Genomic DNA, 19,685 nt, shown 5'->3' on the forward strand with positions numbered 1-19,685 from the left:
TTTGATTATTCGGTTTTTAAGCTGTTAACAGGGTTTGCTACAGCAGCTTTAATGGCCTGAAAGCTTACGGTGGCTAATGCGATAAGAACAGCTGCCATTCCTGCAATAATGAAAACCCATCCTTTAATATCAATTCTAAAGGAAAAACCCTTGAGCCAGTTATGCATAACTAACCAGGCAATAGGGGTAGCAATAATAATTGAGATCACAACGAGTTTTAGAAAATCTTTAGAAAGAAGCTTCACAATTTCGGTAACACTGGCGCCCAAAACTTTTCGTACGCCAATTTCCTTACTTCGCTGTTCCGCAGTATAGGCGGCCAGCCCAAACAGTCCCAGACAGGAAATAAGAATGGCAAGAATGGCAAAAATCTGAGAGAGTTTGCCCACCAGTTGCTCGCTTTTAAATTTGTTGTTAAACGTTTCATCTACAAATGTATATTCAAAAGGAAAAGCCGGGTTGTGTTTTTTTAAGGTGGTTTCTATTTTTGTCAATACACGTTCCATAGGCACTTGTGCATTTGCTTTAATGTATAAAAACCGGGCAAATTCATGGTTATTTAAGAACAATACTGGGTCACTTTTAGCATACATGTTTCCATACAAATAGTCTTTTATCACTCCTATTACTGTGTAGGTTTCATCCCAACGCCTTATGGTTTTTCCAAGTGCACTTCCTTCGCCCATAAGTTTTGCAAAAGATTCGGTAATGATGGCATGAGTACTGTCTTTCGCTATGATCTCGCTAAAACCATGTCCTTCTATAATTTCCATACCTGATGTATTAAAGAAATCGGAACTTACATACCTGAAGGAGATGAGTACATCTTCTGTGTTAGTACCACCGGTCCAGGTTAATCCTGAACCATTATTACCTCCTGACAAAAACTGGGTATTACTCAAAGCCGTATTTTTCACGACACCGGAGTTTTTTAATTCTTGTTTGATCACTGAAAATTTTTGCTGAATGTCTCCATTGACATTTACAGAGATCAGTTGGTCTTTTTCATACCCTAATTCCTGATTTTTTACATATTGTATTTGCTGATATACTAAAATGGTACTTATAATAAATACGATAGATATAGTGAATTGACCCACTACCAGGCCCTTACGAATAAGAGAAGCTGATTTGTTAGATAACTTAACTCCTTTAAGTACTTCTACCGGTTTGAAAGATGATAAATAAAACGCAGGATATAAACCTGCGAGGGTGCCGCACATAAGAGTAATGCTAAGTAAAGCCAGTATATGTACAGGGTTGGTAAAACCCAGAACCAGTTCTTTTTTAACGAGAATATTAAAATAAGGTATCAGTAAAGTTAACATAGCCACACTAACTATTGCTGCTATAGAGGCCATTAACATAGCTTCGGAAAGAAACTGGGTGATAAGTTGTGACCGTTCTGAACCAATGGCTTTTCTAACACCTACTTCATTGGCACGTTTTTCACTGCGTGCTGTGGCCAGGTTCATAAAGTTGATACAGGCAATAAGGAGAATGATCATGGCAATAATTGAGAACAACCGTACATAGGTGATGCGGCCACCTACTTTCTTACCACTTTCAAATTTTGAACGCAGGTGCCAGTCTTTCATACTGTGAAGAAATGCATAGGTATCGGCATTATCGGTTTTTTGCTGAAGTATTTCACGTACAATGCCATCTACCGCAGCAAGATCTGCTTCAGGGGAAAGTTCTACAAAGGTATCTGAAAAATTATTTCCGTATTCTTTAGTCCATGCCAGATTCCCCCCAAAACGGTCAAAAGGAGCTACCCATTCAAAAGGGAAGCTCACGTTATTTGGTAGATCTTTAAAAACACCGCTCACCAGGTAATTATCCTGATCGTTCACTTTAATTACTTTGCCCAGGGCCTCCGTGTTTTTACCAAAAAGTGTTTGGGCCAAACCGGCAGAGATGACAATAGCTTCCGGGTTTTTAAAGGCCTCTTTAGCATTGCCCTCCAAAAACTGTAAACTAAAGATCTCCAGGAAATCCGGATCGGCATAACGCCCCGAACGACTCACAGCGTTATCTCCCACAGAAAATAAACATTCCTGATTGGTAGATCTGGTTGCTTTATCTATTCCCGGAATTTCATCTTTCATTACCTGGGCAAGAGGCCCGGGTGTAGAGTAAAAGGTGCGCCATTCACCCTCATAGTTCTGATTGGTAGGCACATAATATACCGTTTCTTTTTTCCCAAAAGTTTCATTGAAGTTTACTTCATCTTCTACCCAAAGAAAAATTAAGCTGGCACAGGTAATGCCAATAGCTAGGCCAAAAATATTTAAAAAACTGTAGCCTTTGTTTTTAAGTAAACTTCGGAGTGCTATTTTAAGATAGTTTTTAATCATAATTTCTCGTTTTTTGAATAATGTTACTCGGTACGGAGTGCTTTTACAGGGTTGGATGTGGCTGCTTTTAACGCGTGGTAGCCTATGGTGCCTAAGGTGGTTAAAATGGTAATTACGCCTGCAATCACAAAAGCAGAGATCTGCGGTTCAACTCTATAAGCAAAATTCTCTAACCAACTCTCAGAGGCCCAATAGGCAACAGGTAAAGCTATACCTATGGCAACACAAACAAGTACCAGAAAGTTTTTGCTTATTAGCATCATAATATTGCCCAGACTGGCACCTAAAATTTTACGTATGCCTATTTCTTTGGTACGTTGTACGGTACTAAAAGCTACTAATCCAAACAACCCTAAACATGCTAATATGATCGAAAGGCCTGCCGCTGTACTGAATAAAATGGAGTTTCGGGTTTCGGCCTTGTACAGTGCATTATAATCTTCATCCAGAAAATGATAATTAAAGGGGCGGTCTGGTATTCGGTCAGTCCAAACAGTTTCCAGACCCTGTAATGTTTCCTGAATGTTCGCTCCTGCTATTCTTAGTATATAGTTTCTGGAGAAGTCTCGGGAGAGAAAGATCAATAAGGGCCCAACAGGTTCATGCAGGCTGCTAAAGTGAAAATCTTCAATAACGCCTAGTATGGGACCCGGAACGCGCTTTTCTATAGTTTTGCCCACTGCATCTTCGGGTGTCCACCCAATGCGTTTTGCAAGGGTCTCGTTTATGAGGTAGGGTTCTCTGTATTCAGTATTCCCGGAATATACAGTATCCATTAGGGCGAAATCAGCTTTTATGAAATCCCGACCCGCTAATAAGGTCATATCCATCGTTTTTATGAAATCTAAGTCTATAGGCATGGCTTTCACAGATATCTCGCGTTCACCCTCACCCTCAGTAGTTACATAAACCCCATCTGCCCACTTCACAAACTCTGGTGTTTCATAGGATGCAGTGACAGATTGCACGCCCTTTACCTGCAGAAACGCATCTTTAATAGATTCAAAACTATTCATCATAGTACCGCCAATAGGTAATACTACTACGTGATCTTTATTGTAACCCAGATCCTTACTCTGTATATAATCCATTTGTTTAATAATGATCAATGTGAAAGTGATAAGGAATATAGAAATAGCAAACTGTCCTACGATCAATGCCTTTTTAAGAGAACCGCTTTTTTGTGTTGAGGTAAACCCTTTTTTTAGAATAGCCATTACTTTGGTATTGGAGAGTACCAGTGCCGGATATAACCCGGCCAATGAACTTACCACCACACAAAACAACAGCAACAGGGAAATAGGCAGAGGCTGAAGCAGCTCTGATATGGTAAATAATTGCCCGGTAATGGTATTGAAATAGGGAATAACCAAAATACTGATAATCAGAGCTAAAACGGTGGCAACAAAAGAGACTACCGTAGCCTCACTTATAAATTGGAAAAATACCTGTGCTTTATTGGCACCCATTACCTTGCGTATCCCTATTTCACCGCTTCGGGTGGTAGATTGGGCAGTTGCCAAATTGGCATAATTAGCAATGGCAATAAGTAAGATGAGAATGGTTATTATTATATAAACATAAACATGAGTGATGCTTCCATTAGGTTCAAAACCTGCTAAATCCGATTTTAGATGAACGTCCAGAATAGGTTCTAAATAATATTTTAAATAGTCACCTTTATCCAGTCTGGCTTCTTTTTTAACCAGATCAGTATCCATATACCGGGCAATTTGTTGTTGTATCTGGTCTTTGTCGTTGCCATTATGTAACAAAAAATAGGTGATCCAGTTGGCGGTCCACCATTGTTCCTTTTGAACGTTGGGGCCTATATTCAAAAATTGAGTAACAAAGTCAAACTTTATCTGAGAGTTTTTCGGGCTGTCTTCACAGATGCCTGACACTACCATATCTTTACCCGCAATGTTAATAGTTTGGTTGATAGGGTTATAAGTATCAAAATATTTTTTGGCCATAGACTCGGTTAGTACAATTTTATTGGGTGCGTCCAAAACGGTAGAAGGATTGCCCTGTACTAAGTTGAATGAGAATATTTTAAAGAAGGAAGGGTCTGCGTACAGAATTCTATTTTCGGTAAATACCTTTGTTCCGTTTTTTACAATTCCCTGATTTACAAAGGTCCTTACATAGTCTTCAATGCCTGGAAGTTGCCTGGTTAATTCAGGTCCTACTTTGGTACCTGTTACAGCCGTAGTGTTGATGTCATTAGAAAACTTATATTCTGCGGTGGCCCTGACAATTCGATCAGATTTTTCATGAAATGAATCATAGGTTAACTCGCTGGCAATGTAGAGAGTAATCAATACACACGCAGCAAGCCCAATAGATAAGCCAAAAATATTGATAACGGTGTATAGCTTATTTTTCTTGAGGTTCCTTAATGCTATTTTGAAATAATTCCTGATCATAACAGTTCGTTTTTTAATGATGACTTATTCGGTTCTTAAGGAATCTACCGGATTGGCAACTGCTGCTTTCACGGCCTGTACACTTATGGTAACAAGTGTGATAAGTAAAGCGCCTGAGCAGGCAATGGCGAAAACGGTCCAGGAAATATCAATACGATAGCTGAATTTTTGTAACCATTGCGACATCATATAATAAGCAATAGGAGATCCTATAATTAAAGCAATGACTACCAGGCTAATAAGGTCTCTGGAAAGCAGGAGCCACAATTGGCTTACAGAAGCTCCTAAGATCTTGCGAACCCCGATTTCTTTAGTACGTTGTTCAGCAACGAATGAAGCCAGCCCGAACAAACCGAGGCAACTGATAAAAATAGCCAGCAGGGTGAATATTTTAGCCAGGCTTGCCAGGCGTTCTTCAGATCTGAACTTTATACCAAACTGTTCATCAACAAACTGATACTCAAAAGGAATACCGGGAAAGTTGGTTTTAAAGGTCTTCTCAACCTGAGCCAGATTGTCACGAAGGCTTCGCTCTGGGTTGAGTCGCAGATTGTAAAAACTGGCATTGTTAAACTTGTCAAATGCATAGAAAGCCTGTTTTACCGGTTCATAGGGAGATTGCACGATCATATCTTCTATAACCCCTATTATTTTAAGAGGCGTTGCATTGGGATTATTAAAACGTATTAATTTACCTATGGGGTCTTTAATTCCCATATATTTAACTGCGGTTTCATTAAGGATGACGGCGTTCGAATCTGTTGGGAATTCTCTGGAAAACCCTCTTCCGGCCACTATTTTTGCATCCATCGCCTTTACAAATTCATAAGAAACTGAGGTGTATGCAAAATCTTCCTGAAAACCTTCGGGCTTACCTTCCCAGGAATACCCACCCCGGTTAGACCAGACCTCGGTAGCAGGGCCACTGGAAGTAGCCATTTCCAGCACGCCACCAGACTCTATAAATTGATTGCGCATAAGGTCTGCCTTGCCTATAAACTCACCACTCATTACGGGTAATTGAATAAGCCCTTCTTTTTTATAACCTACCGGGCGATCTTTAGAATATTGTATTTGATTCATAACCAGCATAGTGCCAATGATAAGGGCTACTGATATCGTGAATTGTACAACCACCAGGATCTTTCTGGGTAAAGCGGCAAAACGGCCGGCTTTAAAAGTTCCTTTTAGTACCGTTACAGGATTAAAAGAAGACAAATAAACGGCAGGATAGCTCCCCGCAAGAAACGCAGTGGCCAGAACAAACAATAAAGAAATACCCCAAAACTGAAAGTTAAACCACGGAAAAGTAATTGTTTTTCTTGCCAGATCATTAAAGGGGTCAAGAGAAAGCAGTACAATTCCTATGGCGAGAACAAAAGAGAGCAGCACAACTAGAAAAGACTCGCTTAAAAACTGAAATATAAGCTGGCCCCTATGAGAACCTATAGATTTTCTGATACCCACCTCTGTGGCACGCTTTTCAGAACGTGCCGTACTAAGGTTCACGAAATTTATACATGCCAGTAATAAAATGAAGAAACCAATAATACCCAGTAACCACACATTTTCAATACGTCCACCCGTTTGCACACCATTTTCAAAATCAGCACGTAAATACCAGTCTTCCATAGGGAAAAGAAACAACTGAGGGTTAAACTCGGCTTCTTCGGGAGCTCGGTCTTTTTTAACATCTTTTATCTTTGCGGTAACCGCATCCATAGTAGTATTATCATTGACCTGTACAAAAAGCTGAAATGAGTTGTTGCCCCACTGGTCTTTAGCGTCCTCCAGCCAGGGCTGTAAAGAAATATACAGTTCCCAGGGAATCAGGTAATCCATATCATTAAAAGAATTGTTTTCAGGAATATCTTCATAAACAGCGGTTACAATAACATCAGTCTCATTGTTAATACGTATGGTTTTTCCAATAGCATTTTCATCCGCAAAAAGAGCTTTTGCCATAGATTGAGATAACATAATGGAGAACTTTTCATCCAGCCCGTTTTTTATGCCCTCTTGTATGTTGAGATCCAGCATATACGGTGCGCCTTTCTGCATGCAGTTTCCGGTTGCGTTGATAACCTTTTCTCCATATTTAAGATAGCGTGGCTCAGTCCAGGAAGACATTATGATATGCTTAAAGTTATCACTGTGATCTTCACGTAAAGCAAACTCTAAAGGCCTGGGAACAGAGGGGCCTGTACCTGTATTACCGTTGCTGGTTTCATGCTGAAAGATCTGGGCAATTTGTGATTTGTTGGTGAAATAGTTATTATGGGTCAACTCATCTGTAACCCACAGACCAATTATGATAGTAGCGGCCATACCAATAGCAAGTCCTGAAATATTGATAAAAGAATACACTTTGTTTTTCAGAAGATTTCTTAAAGCTACTTTCAGATAATTTTTAAACATAACTGTTTGTTTTTTGATGATTTTTTTCAGTTGAAGCCTGAATATTATGATATTAAGACGTTCTCAGTTACTTTTTGGCCGTCTAGCATGCGTATAATGCGATGGCTGTATTTGGCATCGTGCTCACTGTGAGTTACCATGATGATCGTGGTTCCTGCTTCGTTTAGATCAATAAGGAGATCCATTACCTCATTACCATTGGTACTGTCAAGGTTACCGGTAGGCTCATCTGCCAGTATTAACTTGGGATTATTAACTACGGCACGTGCTACCGCTACACGTTGCTGTTGCCCACCGGATAATTGTTGCGGAAAATGATTCCTGCGGTGCATGATCTGCATCTTTTCCAAAACAGCTTCTACTCTGGCTTTGCGTTCGGCCGGTTTAACACCGGTATAGATCAACGGGAGTTCAACATTTTCAAAAACCGTGAGTTCATCAATAAGATTAAAACTTTGAAAAACAAAACCAATGTTTTGTTTACGTAGATCAGAACGCCTGCGCTCACTGTAATGGGCTACTTCTTCTCCGTTAAATTTAAAGCTGCCGCCATCGGGGTTATCCAGTAGTCCTAAAATGTTCAATAAAGTAGATTTACCACATCCTGAAGGCCCCATGATAGCTACAAACTCTCCCTTTTTTACTTCAAAAGACAGTTTGTTTAAAGCGATGGTCTGTACTTCTTCTGTTTTATAAAATTTCTCTAAATCTGTTATTTGTATCATGATGTCGTATTTTTATGATCGGTTCCTTTTATTTTATTGTTAATTCTTCTATATCGCCATATGAATCATAGCTTGAGGTTATTACCTTATCTCCTTCATTGAGTCCTTCCAATACCTCATAAAATTCTGTATTTTGACTCCCCAGTCGTATATCAACCTTATAGGCAGTGCTGCCACTTTTATCTACTTTAAATATCCAGTTACCTCCGGTTTTTTGGAAAAAACCTCCTTTAGGTACTAACAAGGCCTGCTTTTCGGCACTTAAAGCCACCCGTATTTGCAGATTTTGCCCCCGGCGAATGCCTTCAGGAATTTCTCCTTTAAAATGCATATCTACCTGAAAACGCCCGTTAGTAACCTGGGTAAATACCTTTTTAATGACCAGGGTATAGGTTTGCCCGTTATAGGTAAACGTTCCTTCTTGTCCGTTGTAGATCCTGGTAATATAATGTTCATCAATATCCACACGTACTTTAAAACCACTTAATACGTCTATTTGCCCCAGGCGCGTTCCCTTAGTGATAGATTGTCCTATCTCTGCCTCTAAAGAAGTTAACTGGCCGTCAACAGGGGCCCGAACTACCAGATCTCCTACTTTCTTACGCATAAGCTCCAAGGCACTTTGCGTACGGCTATAGGAACTTTCTGCCTGTGCAATTTCCTGTTTTACGGCTAAGGAGTCTTCGCGTAAGATCTCTTTGGTTAAATGCATACGTTGCTTCTGGTAGTTATAATCATTTAAAGACGATTCATAATCCTGCCGGCCAATGGCTCCTTTGTCATACAGGCTTTTGTTTAGCTCATACAAACGTTTTGATTCGATAAGTGTATTTTCCACATCGGTAAACTGGTTGAGCCTGTCAATGGTGTTTTGACGTGCGGCATTTTGAGAGATCTGCATTTGTGTTAATAAATTATATACTGCTGTTTCCTGATTGACAAGACTTAATTCCAGGTCAGTATTAGATAATCTTAAAATAGGCTCTCCCTTTTTCATAATGGTACCGTCTTCAACAAATTTCTCTTCTACACGGCCCCCTTCCAAAGCATCCAGATAAATGGTAGTAATGGGTAAAACTATACCGTTGACGGGAATGTTTTCCTGAAAAATATCATTGGTAATAGTATTTATGGAAATACGTTCTTTATTTACGTTTAATTTAGAGCCTCCACGGGTATTGAAGATCACAAAACCTATAAGAACAACAATAGCCAGTACACCTGCGGCCAGTAATACTCTTGATCTTGAAAATTGCTTTTTTTGAATTGGAACGTCCATTATTGTTTTTTTTGTTTCATATTTACTTTAGAGAAGATGATGCCAAAAAATTAAATAATTGATAATCAGCAACTTATTTTTTATCTTAAAAATAAAAGTGTTCGGTTTTGATACACTTTATGTTCGAAAACAACACACCTGAAAAGCAGAAGTATTTGCCTGTTGATTAATTTTTTTGAAGCTGATTATAATATTGTAATATTGTACATTATGTTACTGAAAGATGCAACGATATTAATTATAGATGATGATCAGGATGTATTAACGGCATTGCGGTTGCTTTTGAAACCACTGTCCAGGGAAGTAATTACCGAAAAAAATCCGAATAACATACATAGTTATATTAAAAGTAAACAATTTGATGTGGTTATTTTGGATATGAATTTCAATGCACTGGTGAATACCGGTAATGAAGGTATTTTCTGGTTGAATACGATTAAAACACAAAAGCCTGATACTCCCGTTATCCTTATCACGGCATATGCAGATATAGACCTCGCTATTAGAAGTCTGAAAGAAGGCGCTTCCGATTTTCTGGTCAAGCCCTGGAAAAACGACAAGGTCATAGATACCATAGAGACGTTACTAAAACACAAAAAGTCTGAGACTCCGGCCCAGAGCTTACTCACCCAAAACAACAATATCATTATAGGGGAAAGTGACGCTATGAACAATGTTTTCTTAAAACTCAGGAAGGTGGGGCCTACAGAAGCCAACGTTTTGATCTTAGGAGAGAACGGAACAGGAAAAGATTTAATAGCAAGGGCTATTCACGATCACTCAAACCGGCGTGAACAACCCTTTGTAAAAGTAGATGTGGGGGCCCTTACCGAGTCTCTTTTTGAAAGCGAATTGTTTGGCTATAAAAAAGGAGCATTTACCGATGCACGTGAAGACCGTAAAGGGCGTTTTGAAGCTGCCAACGGGGGCACCTTGTTTTTAGATGAAATAGGGAACATTACCCTGGGGCAGCAGGTACGTTTGTTAACCGTATTACAAAACAGACAGGTAACACCACTGGGTTCTAATGTAGCAGTTCCTATAGATATTCGTCTTATCTGTGCCACTAACCTTGAGCCCAATGTGCTGGCAGATGAAAAGAGATTTCGAAAAGATCTTATATATCGTATCAATACAGTAGATATTACAGTGCCTCCTCTCCGCAACAGGGGTGCTGATATTACTTTATTATCCAGGCATTTTGTTTCTGTCTATGCCGACAAATACAACAAAGCACCTTTCACATTTGCTCCCGGTTTTATTAGCAAACTAAAAAAACACGATTTTCCGGGAAATGTAAGAGAACTTCAATACGTACTGGAACGTGCCGTGATCATGGCCGAAGGTACTGTTTTACAGGTAGAAGACCTCGTTTTTTCATCTATAGAGCGCTCTGTGGCTCCCACCACTCCCACTACCATGAATCTGGATGATCTGGAAAAAAATGCGATTCTCACCGTTCTTGAAAAAAATAAAGGAAATGTTTCCAAATCTGCCAAAGAACTTGGGATCACCCGGGCGGCACTGTACAGACGATTAGATAAATATGAATTATAGAGGGTATATTTTCAGGCTTTTTTTGAAGATACTGGTTTTAACCGGAGTGTTACTTGCTCTGGTATATGCTATCTATATTCAAAATACAATATACATAGCCCTGAGCATTTTTGGGCTCTTGTATCTTCTGTTCAATATTTACAGTTTTGTAAAACGTCGTTTTGTGGCCATAGACGATTTTTTTGAGGCAGTTAAGTACCGCGATTTCTCAAGATGGTTTCCCGAAGACAGAGGCCCGAAAGATATCAGGTTCTTGTACACCGGGTTTAACGAAATAAATCGTACCATTAAAGAGATCAACTCAAAAAATGAGGCACAATACGTTTATCTCCAAAAAATACTCGAAATGGTAGATGTGGGGATCATAGCCTATAACCTGGAAACCGGTGATGTGCTCTGGAGCAATGACTCTTTTAGGGAGATTATAGATTTTCCATCGTTTAAAAACATTCGGTTTGTAAAAAAGAGAAGAGCAGAATTATATAATACCATTTTTGAAACCTATCACAAAGAACCCGGCTCAGTTAATATAGCTTTACAGAACGAAGAAATAAAAGTACTCATATCAGATACCGTTTTTCAGGTAAATGATGAGGCTTTTAAACTAATTGCCTTACATAATATAGACGATACCTTAAATAAGAACGAATCAGAAGCCTGGAAAAAATTACTAAGTGTTATGACGCACGAGATCATGAACTCCATAGCGCCCATAGCATCACTTGCCGATACGTTACAAGATCATATACAACTTAATTTAGATCATCCAAACACTCACCAACTGGACACAGAAGATCTCAATGCAGGTATAAAAACCATTAAGAACCGGAGTAACGGGCTGCTTAAATTTGCCAGGACCTATCGCAGTTTAAGCAAAGTAACAGAACTCACCTTACAGACCGTTAGAGTAGAAGAGCTTTTCCAAAATATTCAATTACTCATGGAACCTTCTATGAAATCTAAAAATATAGACATTCAGTTTACGGTTTCTCCCAAAAGGCTGGAATTGGAAGTAGATATCCATTTAATTGAACAGGTGCTTATAAATCTTATTCTAAATGCCAAAGATGCGTGTAAACACAGAGAAGATGCGCAAATAAAAGTTCAGGCATCACTCACCCCCAACAGAAATACCATTGTAAAAGTATATGATAATGGCTCGGGTATTCCCAAAGAAATTATAGAAAACATTTTTATTCCTTTTTTTACCAGCAAGTCAACAGGAAGTGGTATTGGTTTAAGCCTTTGTAAGCAGATTATGCTTTTGCATAAAGGCAAGATCCTGGTAAAGAGTGAAGAAGGTCAGGGTACCGTTTTTAGTCTGGTGTTTAACCGTTCTTAAGTGTAGGCAAGAATGTTTACCTGGTAATTATAAAGGTGAATAACATACTGCTAAGATACCTTTTAGTTAAAGAAAAGTGCAACGGGAAGCACAAATTTGTAGTAGTATAAAGCGTTCCGGGAAAAGAGAATTTCCAAAGGCCATCTGTAAAGTAAAGTATTCATTTTTGGTTTTTCATACAACAAAAAACCCCGGTTGTCAACCCGGGGTATCCCAAACCAAATTAACCCATTAAAATAGAAGGTTTAAGAATAAGAGTAGGGGGTGTTTCCTGATAAATATTCGGATTACGCTTTGTCGTTTTCATCCGATTGTTGGTTTTTGGTGGCAGACGAACCGGAGCCGAGCCCTTTCAAAATAGCTTCGTTAGAATCTGTTTTTTTTGGTGTTAGAAGGCCCAGAGCACGATGTTTTTCTTTTTCCCAATTTTCAAGGTGTTTTTTACGCTCTTTATATACCTGTAAGATAGCCCATTCAATAGCTTCATTATGATACCTGCCATTAAATACGTGACTTATCATTTTATCACTATACTCACTTTCTTTTTGAGTAAACATGCCCTTTGCTTTTAGCCGTTTTTTAACATCTTTTATATAGTCTCCTTTTAAGACTTTTTTTAATACTTTTCTTTGTTCGGGTGAGATCATATTTTACAGATTTTAGATTAAAGTATTTGCAAAGTGCAAATAATCTTGGCAAAGTTTGTAACTTTGTAATACAAATATACTCAATTTGAGAATTTAAACAAATAATTATATGCAAAATGCAAATAAAATTATCGAAAAGCTTAAAAATGTTTTCAATTTGAGTACGGATGTAGAACTCGCCGGCCTCCTTAAAATTAGCCCTACTACTTTATCTACATGGAAATCAAGAAACTCTGTTGATTATAAATTAATTATAACCTTATGTGAGGAGAATGATATTGATCTTAATCAATTGTTACTAGGAAAGAAAATAGGCCAATCTCATGAATCAGAGCCATTTAATAAGCTCTTGGACATTGTTACTGATGAAGTAGAAAAAAGGATAGTTGTTAAACTGGAAGAAATAAGAATTACAAATGAACTGATTTTTGATCTTTTAGACAAAGAACATTTGAAACGCAAGATTGAAAAGGCCAAAACAAAATCTGATACTAAAAAGGAGCCCTAAGAAAACCCTAAAATGTAATTTTCCAGTATTTCAGATATTTCTTTTGTTTCCATCTCTTTTACTATTTTATTAAAGTCTTCTTCTATGGTCTCAATAAGTTTCTCATATATCTCATCACTTATACCGCCAGAAGAATATAATTCATTTGCTGTATGGAGCAAAATATGTAGGTGAATAAATTTACTCTTACGCATTTTATTTATTGTATTTCTGATTAATCTGATTCTTAATTTTAGAAATTTTACGTCTAAACATATAGTACAGCAGTTCTTTTATCCCGTGAAAGACCAGCACTATAAGGATAAAAGTACCTAATGAATAAAATGTTATATAATGGTTATCAACTATTTGGTAATCAAATAATATAAAGTAAAGCTGTAGAATATAACAGTAAACGGGAATGAGGTATGAAAAGTAATAAGGTCTAAGAATACTTCCTAAAATTATTAATAAAGGTGAAATAGTTTGTGCTAAAATCCATAAAAACCCCGTAAAATTAAGACCGGTTTCATGAAATTTGTTTGGTATTAAAAACTCGATATTATAGTACTCAAAAACCTTATCAAGATATAGTACCAATCCTGATAAGGTAATAAAAATAGAACCAATAATTCTTGATGTTATACCGGAACGAGAATTACTTTCTTCAACCTCCTCCCCCTCCAGTACCAGGTCTTTTAATTTCTGATAAATCGACTGCTTGATTTTCATACAAACTTTCAGTTTCACTTTGGGTGTTAGCCTCGCAGGCAAACAATAATGCACAACACGTCAGGAGAACCCCTGTTTTACAAATAGATTTCATACTAGATAATTATAAGTTAATAATTACCATAAATGTACGAACTATGTTATATAAATCAGTGAGTTAACACTATTTCCAGCCATGGAAGAGCCATAGGTTCTCACATAATTTAATCGGTAATAATAATTTGAAAAAATTATCTTACTTTAAGATATCAAAATTATATATAAATTCTAATATTTATACTTACAATTATAAAAAAATCTCTTAGTAATTTACATATCAACAAGAGTCTTAAAATAGATAATTGCTAGTATTTTAATAGAAGCTGTTGAAATAGAAACCAATACACAGAAAAAAGGAATCCAGGAGCTGATATCTATATGGCTTTAACAAAAGCTGTTTATCTAGTAATATTCTAGTAAACTATTGAAATTCAGAATTTTACTAGAAAATATAAAAGGAAGAACAATACTTATATTACGGTAAAAAAGTACTTTTCACCGTGTATTTTGAATATACGCCCTGGATCTTTTTTAGTTAAGCAGAAATATTTCCAGGAAAGCGACAAAAAAAATGTATCAAAATGGCATGCTAAACTGCTTATTTTGTGTGACTTCTAGTTATTTGCTCACTAATAATAGTAAGAAAATCTAACAATTTAGAACAGAAATTATTTTGGCGGTATCATTCTTATTTTTCAATTTTGGAAAAAGATACCAGCATGTTCGAGCAAATTAGTATCAGGAGAAACCAAAAATCCTTAAAAGAGTAAGAAAAATATAAAAAATCAGACATGGAATCTTTAAGTAACTTAAGAAAAAAAGAAATAAAAAGAGAAGTCGCCAGTGTTTATGAAGCTGCAAATTAAATAGCTATGGGGAAAAAGCAGTTAGGCAGATTCCTTTTAATCTCTATGGGGTCAATTTGTATTGGGTTATTTCTTGTGCAATTTTTTCTTTATGACTTTTCTTATTTAACTACGAGAAGGGCAATAATTTCTAATGGTAGCATATTAATTATTGGAATATCCAGTATAGCTAGCGGTCTTTTAATTAAAGTTAGTAAGCAGCGATAAAGGTAGGACTGTAATTTTAACTTACATTTATTTTAATGTGTAATTAAATATTTATATGATATTTAAGTGTTTAATTAATAGAAAAATAATATTGTTTTTCTGTTTCTTAAATCTGTATATATGTAATGGACAAGAAGCAGTAATGTCAAAAACAGAGCTTTTAGTAAGTGCAGAAGAGAAAGAAACTATACTAATAGGTATTACTAGTTTAAGTGAATTAAAAACAGCACCTTTTTCCAAATGGTATATACCTGAGTATGATAATTACAAACCAAAAAAAGATTTATTATTAGAGCATATAAATTTATTGGATGATATAAAAATTACAGTTTTTTTAGGTACTTGGTGTAAAGATACGAGGCGCTTAGTACCAAGATTTTTTAAAATTTTAGATGCTCTTGATTATCCGGTTGAAAATGTAAGAATTATTGCATTAGATAGAAATAAGAATGTGCCGAGTAATATTGAAGATGATTTTCAAATTAAGAATGTACCAACATTTATTTTTTATAAAAATGGAAAAGAATTAAACAGGATTGTTGAATACGCTGTAGATTCTTTGGAAGAGGATATGCTTAAAATAGTAACCAAGCAAAAATATATACCGTATTAAAGTTTGGTTTATAATTAGAAATGTAATTTTATTAACCTTTAAATATTTGTATTATGAGAAAAGTTTTTATAGCTTTTGTTTTTTTGGGAGGTGTTTTATCTGCAAATGCAGCAAGTATCTCGTTGTTTAATTGTCATGCTGAGGCGTGCTTAGAAGTAGGTGCATGGGAAGATGCTGGTTTATTGCAAAGTCTTGCAGAGGCTGAAGCAGTTTATGATGGTGCTTATCAAGCTTGTATTAATGGTAATTAATTTTGAAATTATCTTTAAAAGCAGAGAGTTAAAAGCTCTCTGCTTTACACCTAATGAATCAAAATCATAAAAGTGATGAATAAAAAAAGTTTTTTTATAGTATTAATTTTATTTAATGTTATTACAAGTTTTTCACAAAGTGGAATAGTAAGCTATAGTACACAACAATATATTACTGAGAATTTAAATACCGAAAATGATAGAGTAAAGAAAATTGCAGATGAATTGGAATTAATGACATTTACTTTGACTTATAATAAAGAAGGATCTTATTATAAAAAAGAAAAGAACTTGCCTAAACATAGCGAGTATTATGCAAGAATAGCAAGGGTTTTATCTGGATCCATAGAAGATTCATTTCAGTTTTTAAAAACAAAAGAATCTTTTCAAAATGTTACAATAGCAAATATAACTTATCAGGTTGATTATAGTTATAAGATGAAAGGCTGGAAATTAACCGAAGAATCCAAAAAAATAGATAATTATACGTGTTATAAGGCAATCTTAGTAGAATATAATGATCGAAATGAAACTTATTTTGAAACTGTTGCATGGTATGCACCAGAGATACCTGTACCTTATGGCCCTTCAGGTTATGGCGGCTTACCAGGACTTATTTTACAATTGCAATATAATGCTACTCTACATACTGTAGATAAAATTACTTTCAACCCTAAAAATGGAGTTAAAGTTCCTTTCATGAAAGAAGGAGAGAAAATTGATGTAAAAAAAATGGTTTATTATATGCGTAAAGCACGTAAAGTCACTGAAGATTAGATAGTAATCAAGTGGTCTAATCTAATTATTGGCTAAATGATAAAGTTTAAACCGATACTACTATCGTGTCTTTTTCTTCTCTTTTGTCTGCAAAGTTTTTCTCAAATTTCTCTTTCCGGAAAAATTAAGAATGAAGAAGGTAACCCACTTTCTGATGCTAATATTTTGGCAATTCCAATAGATAGTATTGGAAAAACCTCTTTTAGTATTTCTAAAAAAGATGGCACGTATATTTTAAACTTAGTTCCTAATGCCAGTTATAAGTTAACAATTAGTTTTATTGGCTATATCAATATAAATGAAGAGATCACTGTTAAGGAATCTGATTTAGTATTTGACTTTACATTAATAGAAGACGTTAATGAATTGGATGAAGTTATTATAGAGTATAAAGTCCCTATTGAAATTAAAAAAGATACGACAACCTATCAAGTCTCGGCATTTACAGATGGGAAAGAGCGAAAGTTAAGAGAAGTCTTAAAGAAGCTCCCAGGTGTTGAAGTTGATCGAGAAGGCAATGTCACTGCCAATGGAAAAAAGGTAACAAAAGTACTAGTAGAGAATAAAATATTTTTTAATGGACGTAGTAAACTGGCAGTAAATAATATTCCTGCTGATGTTATACGGGAAATCCAAATTATTGAAGATTATCACGAAACAGTTTTTTTAAAGGGTTTGGAAGATTCTCAAGACATAGCTTTAAATATTAATCTTAAAGAAGATAAAAAGAATTTTTATTTTGGAGATATTGAAATTGGCGGCGGTATTGAAAGTCGATATATTTTACACCCTACATTATTTAAATACAGCCCAAAATTTACAGCAAACTTTATTGGAGATTTAAACAATACTGTTGAAAAATCTTTTTCTCTATCTGATTATGTAGGTTTTGAAGGCGGTTTAGATAAAGAAAATAGTGCTGCTATTTTTCGATCTAATTTGTCACGTTTTTTAAGAGATAGAGATTTTGTAAATAATAAACATCAATTTGGAGGTATTAATTTACAATATAACCCTAATGAAAAAATAGAATGGCGAACTTTTGTAATTGGTATTAAGGATAACACAAATTCAAGAATAGATAATACTTTTGAATATTTAACTGATCAAGCTATAGAAAATCGTTTACTATCAAACAACAATGACAATGATATCCTTTTGGGTAAACTACGTTTTAAATATACGCCTAACCGTAAAACAAGTTTAAAAATTGAAAATATTATAGAGAAGAATGATTTAAATGTAAGGGGAAATAATTCAACAAATTCTTCAGATGTCATTACGCTATTTGAGAATAATAATGAAGCAGACTATTTATCGCTTCGTTTTAATATTGATTTTGAAAAACAATTCTCAAAATCACATACTTCTTCTTTTAAATCTAGTTTGAATTCAGTGCGTGAAGATCAAGATATCAATTGGATAAGTGATACAAATTTCTTTTCTCCAAATATCCCATTGATTGATGACCCTAGCTTTCTGGTTCTTCAAGAAGAAGAAAAGAGTTATAATTTATTTAAGTATGCTCTTAAACATTATTGGATTATTAACCGTAAGAATCATTTATATTTAGAAATAGGTAATGAATTTTTATCAGATAATAGGCAAACACAAGATTTTCAGTTATTATCAGACACTTCTATAAATAATTTTGAAGGTTTTTTTAATGATCTAGATAATCGTTATACAAAAACCTATGCAAACCTTGAGTATAAACATATCATTGGTAATGTGGTGGCTAGTTTTATTTTGGGTTTTGAAAATTACTCTTGGAGAACTAAACAGTTTAATTCTGAGAATACTGATACTGCTACAAATTTTTTACCTGACGTTAAGTTGACTTGGGATATGAATGAAAAAGAAAATTTAGAAGCTATTTATCAACGTAGAACACAATTTCCAGATTTCGATCAATTTACTTTGGGGAATCGTATAAGATCTTTTAATACCATCTTTCTAGGAAATCAGAATTTATCTTTAAGCTCTTCTGACATATTTAGAATTACGTATCGAAAGTTTAGAACTTATGGTTGGAGCTTTTATCCATCTATAGGATATATTAAAAGAAATAATATGATTACGAATAATGCTGTTTTTAACGGGATTAATAGTATTTTTTCTCCAATCAACTTGGATGCAGATAATTCCAATTTCTATGGAAGGCTACGTACTACTAAAAATCAAAAATATTGGAAAATTACTTTTCAATCTGAGTATAGTTATTCCATTGCTAATACCATCATTAATGATGATACTATTGAAAATACATCGCAAACAATATTAGGTGCTGCAGAAGTTGAAACAAATTTTGAAAATTACCCGAATGTTGATGCATCTATAAATACTACTTTAAACTTTAATAATACTGGGGATTTTGAAAATACATTAATAAGAACAAACTTAGATATAGGATTTAATTATAGTATTGGAGATTGGCAATTTAGAGGAGATTATACCCAAACTTTTTTTAGAAATGAATTTACAACAACAACTAATACTAACTTCAATAATATTAATGCTTCTGTTTATTATAGGAAAGAGGATAGTCGATGGGGGTTTGAACTGCGTTTTTTTAATATTGCTGACAACCGTTTCAAACTAACATCTTCATTCTCCCCTCAATTATTTGAAGAAGTTAGAACGTTTACATTTCCCAGAACTATTACCTTTCATTTAACCTATAAGCTTTAAATCTATTAGATGACTTAGAAATTGATTCTTTGGCAGAGCAACTCACTTCTTGCCAGATTGAAAAAGCTTTATAATAGTAGCCGTTCACTTAATGGTATCCCTGTAAATTATAAGATTCAGAATTTTACTAGAGAATACAAAAGGAAGAACCACAACTATAATGTGGTAAAAAATCACTTTTCAACGTGTATTTTAGACATGAAGCCTTCCCTAAAAATAGGACAGCTTAAAATTAGAATTTTCTAACTTTAAATTTTAACTGTCA

Annotated in this window: 15 protein-coding genes; 7 read left to right on the forward strand and 8 right to left on the reverse strand. The window is 35.3% G+C overall.

Annotation, left to right across the window (positions count from 1 at the left end; translation table 11 throughout):
• Positions 1-5 precede the first annotated feature (5 nt).
• From WAO84_RS08655 to WAO84_RS08675, 5 genes are read right to left on the reverse strand one after another with little or no spacing between them, the layout of a single operon-like run.
• Entirely contained in the window at positions 6-2,360 is a 2,355-nt protein-coding gene (locus tag WAO84_RS08655) for an ABC transporter permease (RefSeq protein ID WP_340065146.1), read from the reverse strand.
• Between the two features lie 23 nt (positions 2,361-2,383).
• Positions 2,384-4,789, reverse strand: a complete 2,406-nt coding sequence (locus tag WAO84_RS08660) for an ABC transporter permease (RefSeq protein ID WP_340065148.1) — start codon at positions 4,787-4,789, stop codon at positions 2,384-2,386.
• Between the two features lie 24 nt (positions 4,790-4,813).
• Entirely contained in the window at positions 4,814-7,207 is a 2,394-nt protein-coding gene (locus tag WAO84_RS08665; RefSeq protein ID WP_340065150.1) for an ABC transporter permease, read from the reverse strand.
• Positions 7,208-7,251: 44 nt separating this feature from the next.
• Complete coding sequence (locus tag WAO84_RS08670) at positions 7,252-7,932, reverse strand: ABC transporter ATP-binding protein (RefSeq protein ID WP_340065151.1); 681 nt, start codon at positions 7,930-7,932, stop codon at positions 7,252-7,254.
• Positions 7,933-7,960: 28 nt separating this feature from the next.
• Positions 7,961-9,211: an efflux RND transporter periplasmic adaptor subunit gene (locus tag WAO84_RS08675; protein ID WP_340065152.1), complete on the reverse strand. Its 1,251-nt coding sequence runs from the start codon at positions 9,209-9,211 to the stop codon at positions 7,961-7,963.
• A 210-nt stretch (positions 9,212-9,421) separates the two neighbouring features.
• Between WAO84_RS08675 and WAO84_RS08680 the strand changes: the two genes are divergently transcribed.
• Positions 9,422-10,768, forward strand: a complete 1,347-nt coding sequence (locus WAO84_RS08680) for a sigma-54-dependent transcriptional regulator (RefSeq protein WP_340065154.1) — start codon at positions 9,422-9,424, stop codon at positions 10,766-10,768.
• Positions 10,758-12,110 carry a sensor histidine kinase gene (locus tag WAO84_RS08685; RefSeq protein ID WP_340065156.1) on the forward strand — a complete coding sequence of 451 codons (1,353 nt, stop codon included), beginning with the start codon at positions 10,758-10,760 and terminating at the stop codon, positions 12,108-12,110. The genes WAO84_RS08680 and WAO84_RS08685 overlap by 11 nt, the downstream gene beginning before the upstream one ends.
• A gap of 287 nt (positions 12,111-12,397) precedes the next feature.
• Here WAO84_RS08685 and WAO84_RS08690 read toward each other — a convergent pair whose 3' ends face one another.
• Positions 12,398-12,757 (reverse strand): hypothetical protein, encoded by a 360-nt coding sequence (locus tag WAO84_RS08690; protein WP_340065158.1) that lies wholly within the window; start codon positions 12,755-12,757, stop codon positions 12,398-12,400.
• A gap of 109 nt (positions 12,758-12,866) precedes the next feature.
• Here WAO84_RS08690 and WAO84_RS08695 point away from each other — a divergent pair, with 109 nt between their 5' ends.
• The gene (locus WAO84_RS08695) at positions 12,867-13,265 is read left to right on the forward strand and encodes a helix-turn-helix domain-containing protein (protein WP_340065159.1); all 399 of its coding nucleotides are present in this window, start codon (positions 12,867-12,869) and stop codon (positions 13,263-13,265) included.
• Here the strand turns inward: WAO84_RS08695 and WAO84_RS08700 are convergent.
• Together WAO84_RS08700 and WAO84_RS08705 are read right to left on the reverse strand one after the other, a co-directional pair.
• Positions 13,262-13,459: a hypothetical protein gene (locus WAO84_RS08700; protein WP_340065160.1), complete on the reverse strand. Its 198-nt coding sequence runs from the start codon at positions 13,457-13,459 to the stop codon at positions 13,262-13,264. The two genes, WAO84_RS08695 and WAO84_RS08700, sit on opposite strands and share 4 nt — an antisense overlap.
• A 1-nt stretch (position 13,460) precedes the next feature.
• Positions 13,461-13,976, reverse strand: coding sequence for a hypothetical protein (locus WAO84_RS08705; protein ID WP_340065161.1), 516 nt, complete (start codon positions 13,974-13,976; stop codon positions 13,461-13,463).
• Positions 13,977-15,230: 1,254 nt separating this feature from the next.
• Here WAO84_RS08705 and WAO84_RS08710 point away from each other — a divergent pair.
• The 4 genes from WAO84_RS08710 (at position 15,231) to WAO84_RS08725 (ending at position 19,420) form a co-directional block, all read left to right on the forward strand.
• Positions 15,231-15,701: a thioredoxin family protein gene (locus WAO84_RS08710; protein WP_340065162.1), complete on the forward strand. Its 471-nt coding sequence runs from the start codon at positions 15,231-15,233 to the stop codon at positions 15,699-15,701.
• 53 nt (positions 15,702-15,754) lie between these two features.
• Positions 15,755-15,952 carry a hypothetical protein gene (locus tag WAO84_RS08715; RefSeq protein WP_340065163.1) on the forward strand — a complete coding sequence of 66 codons (198 nt, stop codon included), beginning with the start codon at positions 15,755-15,757 and terminating at the stop codon, positions 15,950-15,952.
• 75 nt (positions 15,953-16,027) lie between these two features.
• The gene (locus WAO84_RS08720) at positions 16,028-16,729 is read left to right on the forward strand and encodes a GLPGLI family protein (RefSeq protein ID WP_340065164.1); all 702 of its coding nucleotides are present in this window, start codon (positions 16,028-16,030) and stop codon (positions 16,727-16,729) included.
• A gap of 36 nt (positions 16,730-16,765) precedes the next feature.
• On the forward strand, positions 16,766-19,420 hold the full coding sequence (locus WAO84_RS08725; RefSeq protein ID WP_340065165.1) for a carboxypeptidase-like regulatory domain-containing protein: 2,655 nt from the start codon (positions 16,766-16,768) through the stop codon (positions 19,418-19,420).
• Positions 19,421-19,685: the final 265 nt, after the last annotated feature.

This window comes from Ascidiimonas aurantiaca, from assembly GCF_037646345.1.
In the GTDB taxonomy this organism is placed as follows: domain Bacteria; phylum Bacteroidota; class Bacteroidia; order Flavobacteriales; family Flavobacteriaceae; genus Ascidiimonas; species Ascidiimonas aurantiaca.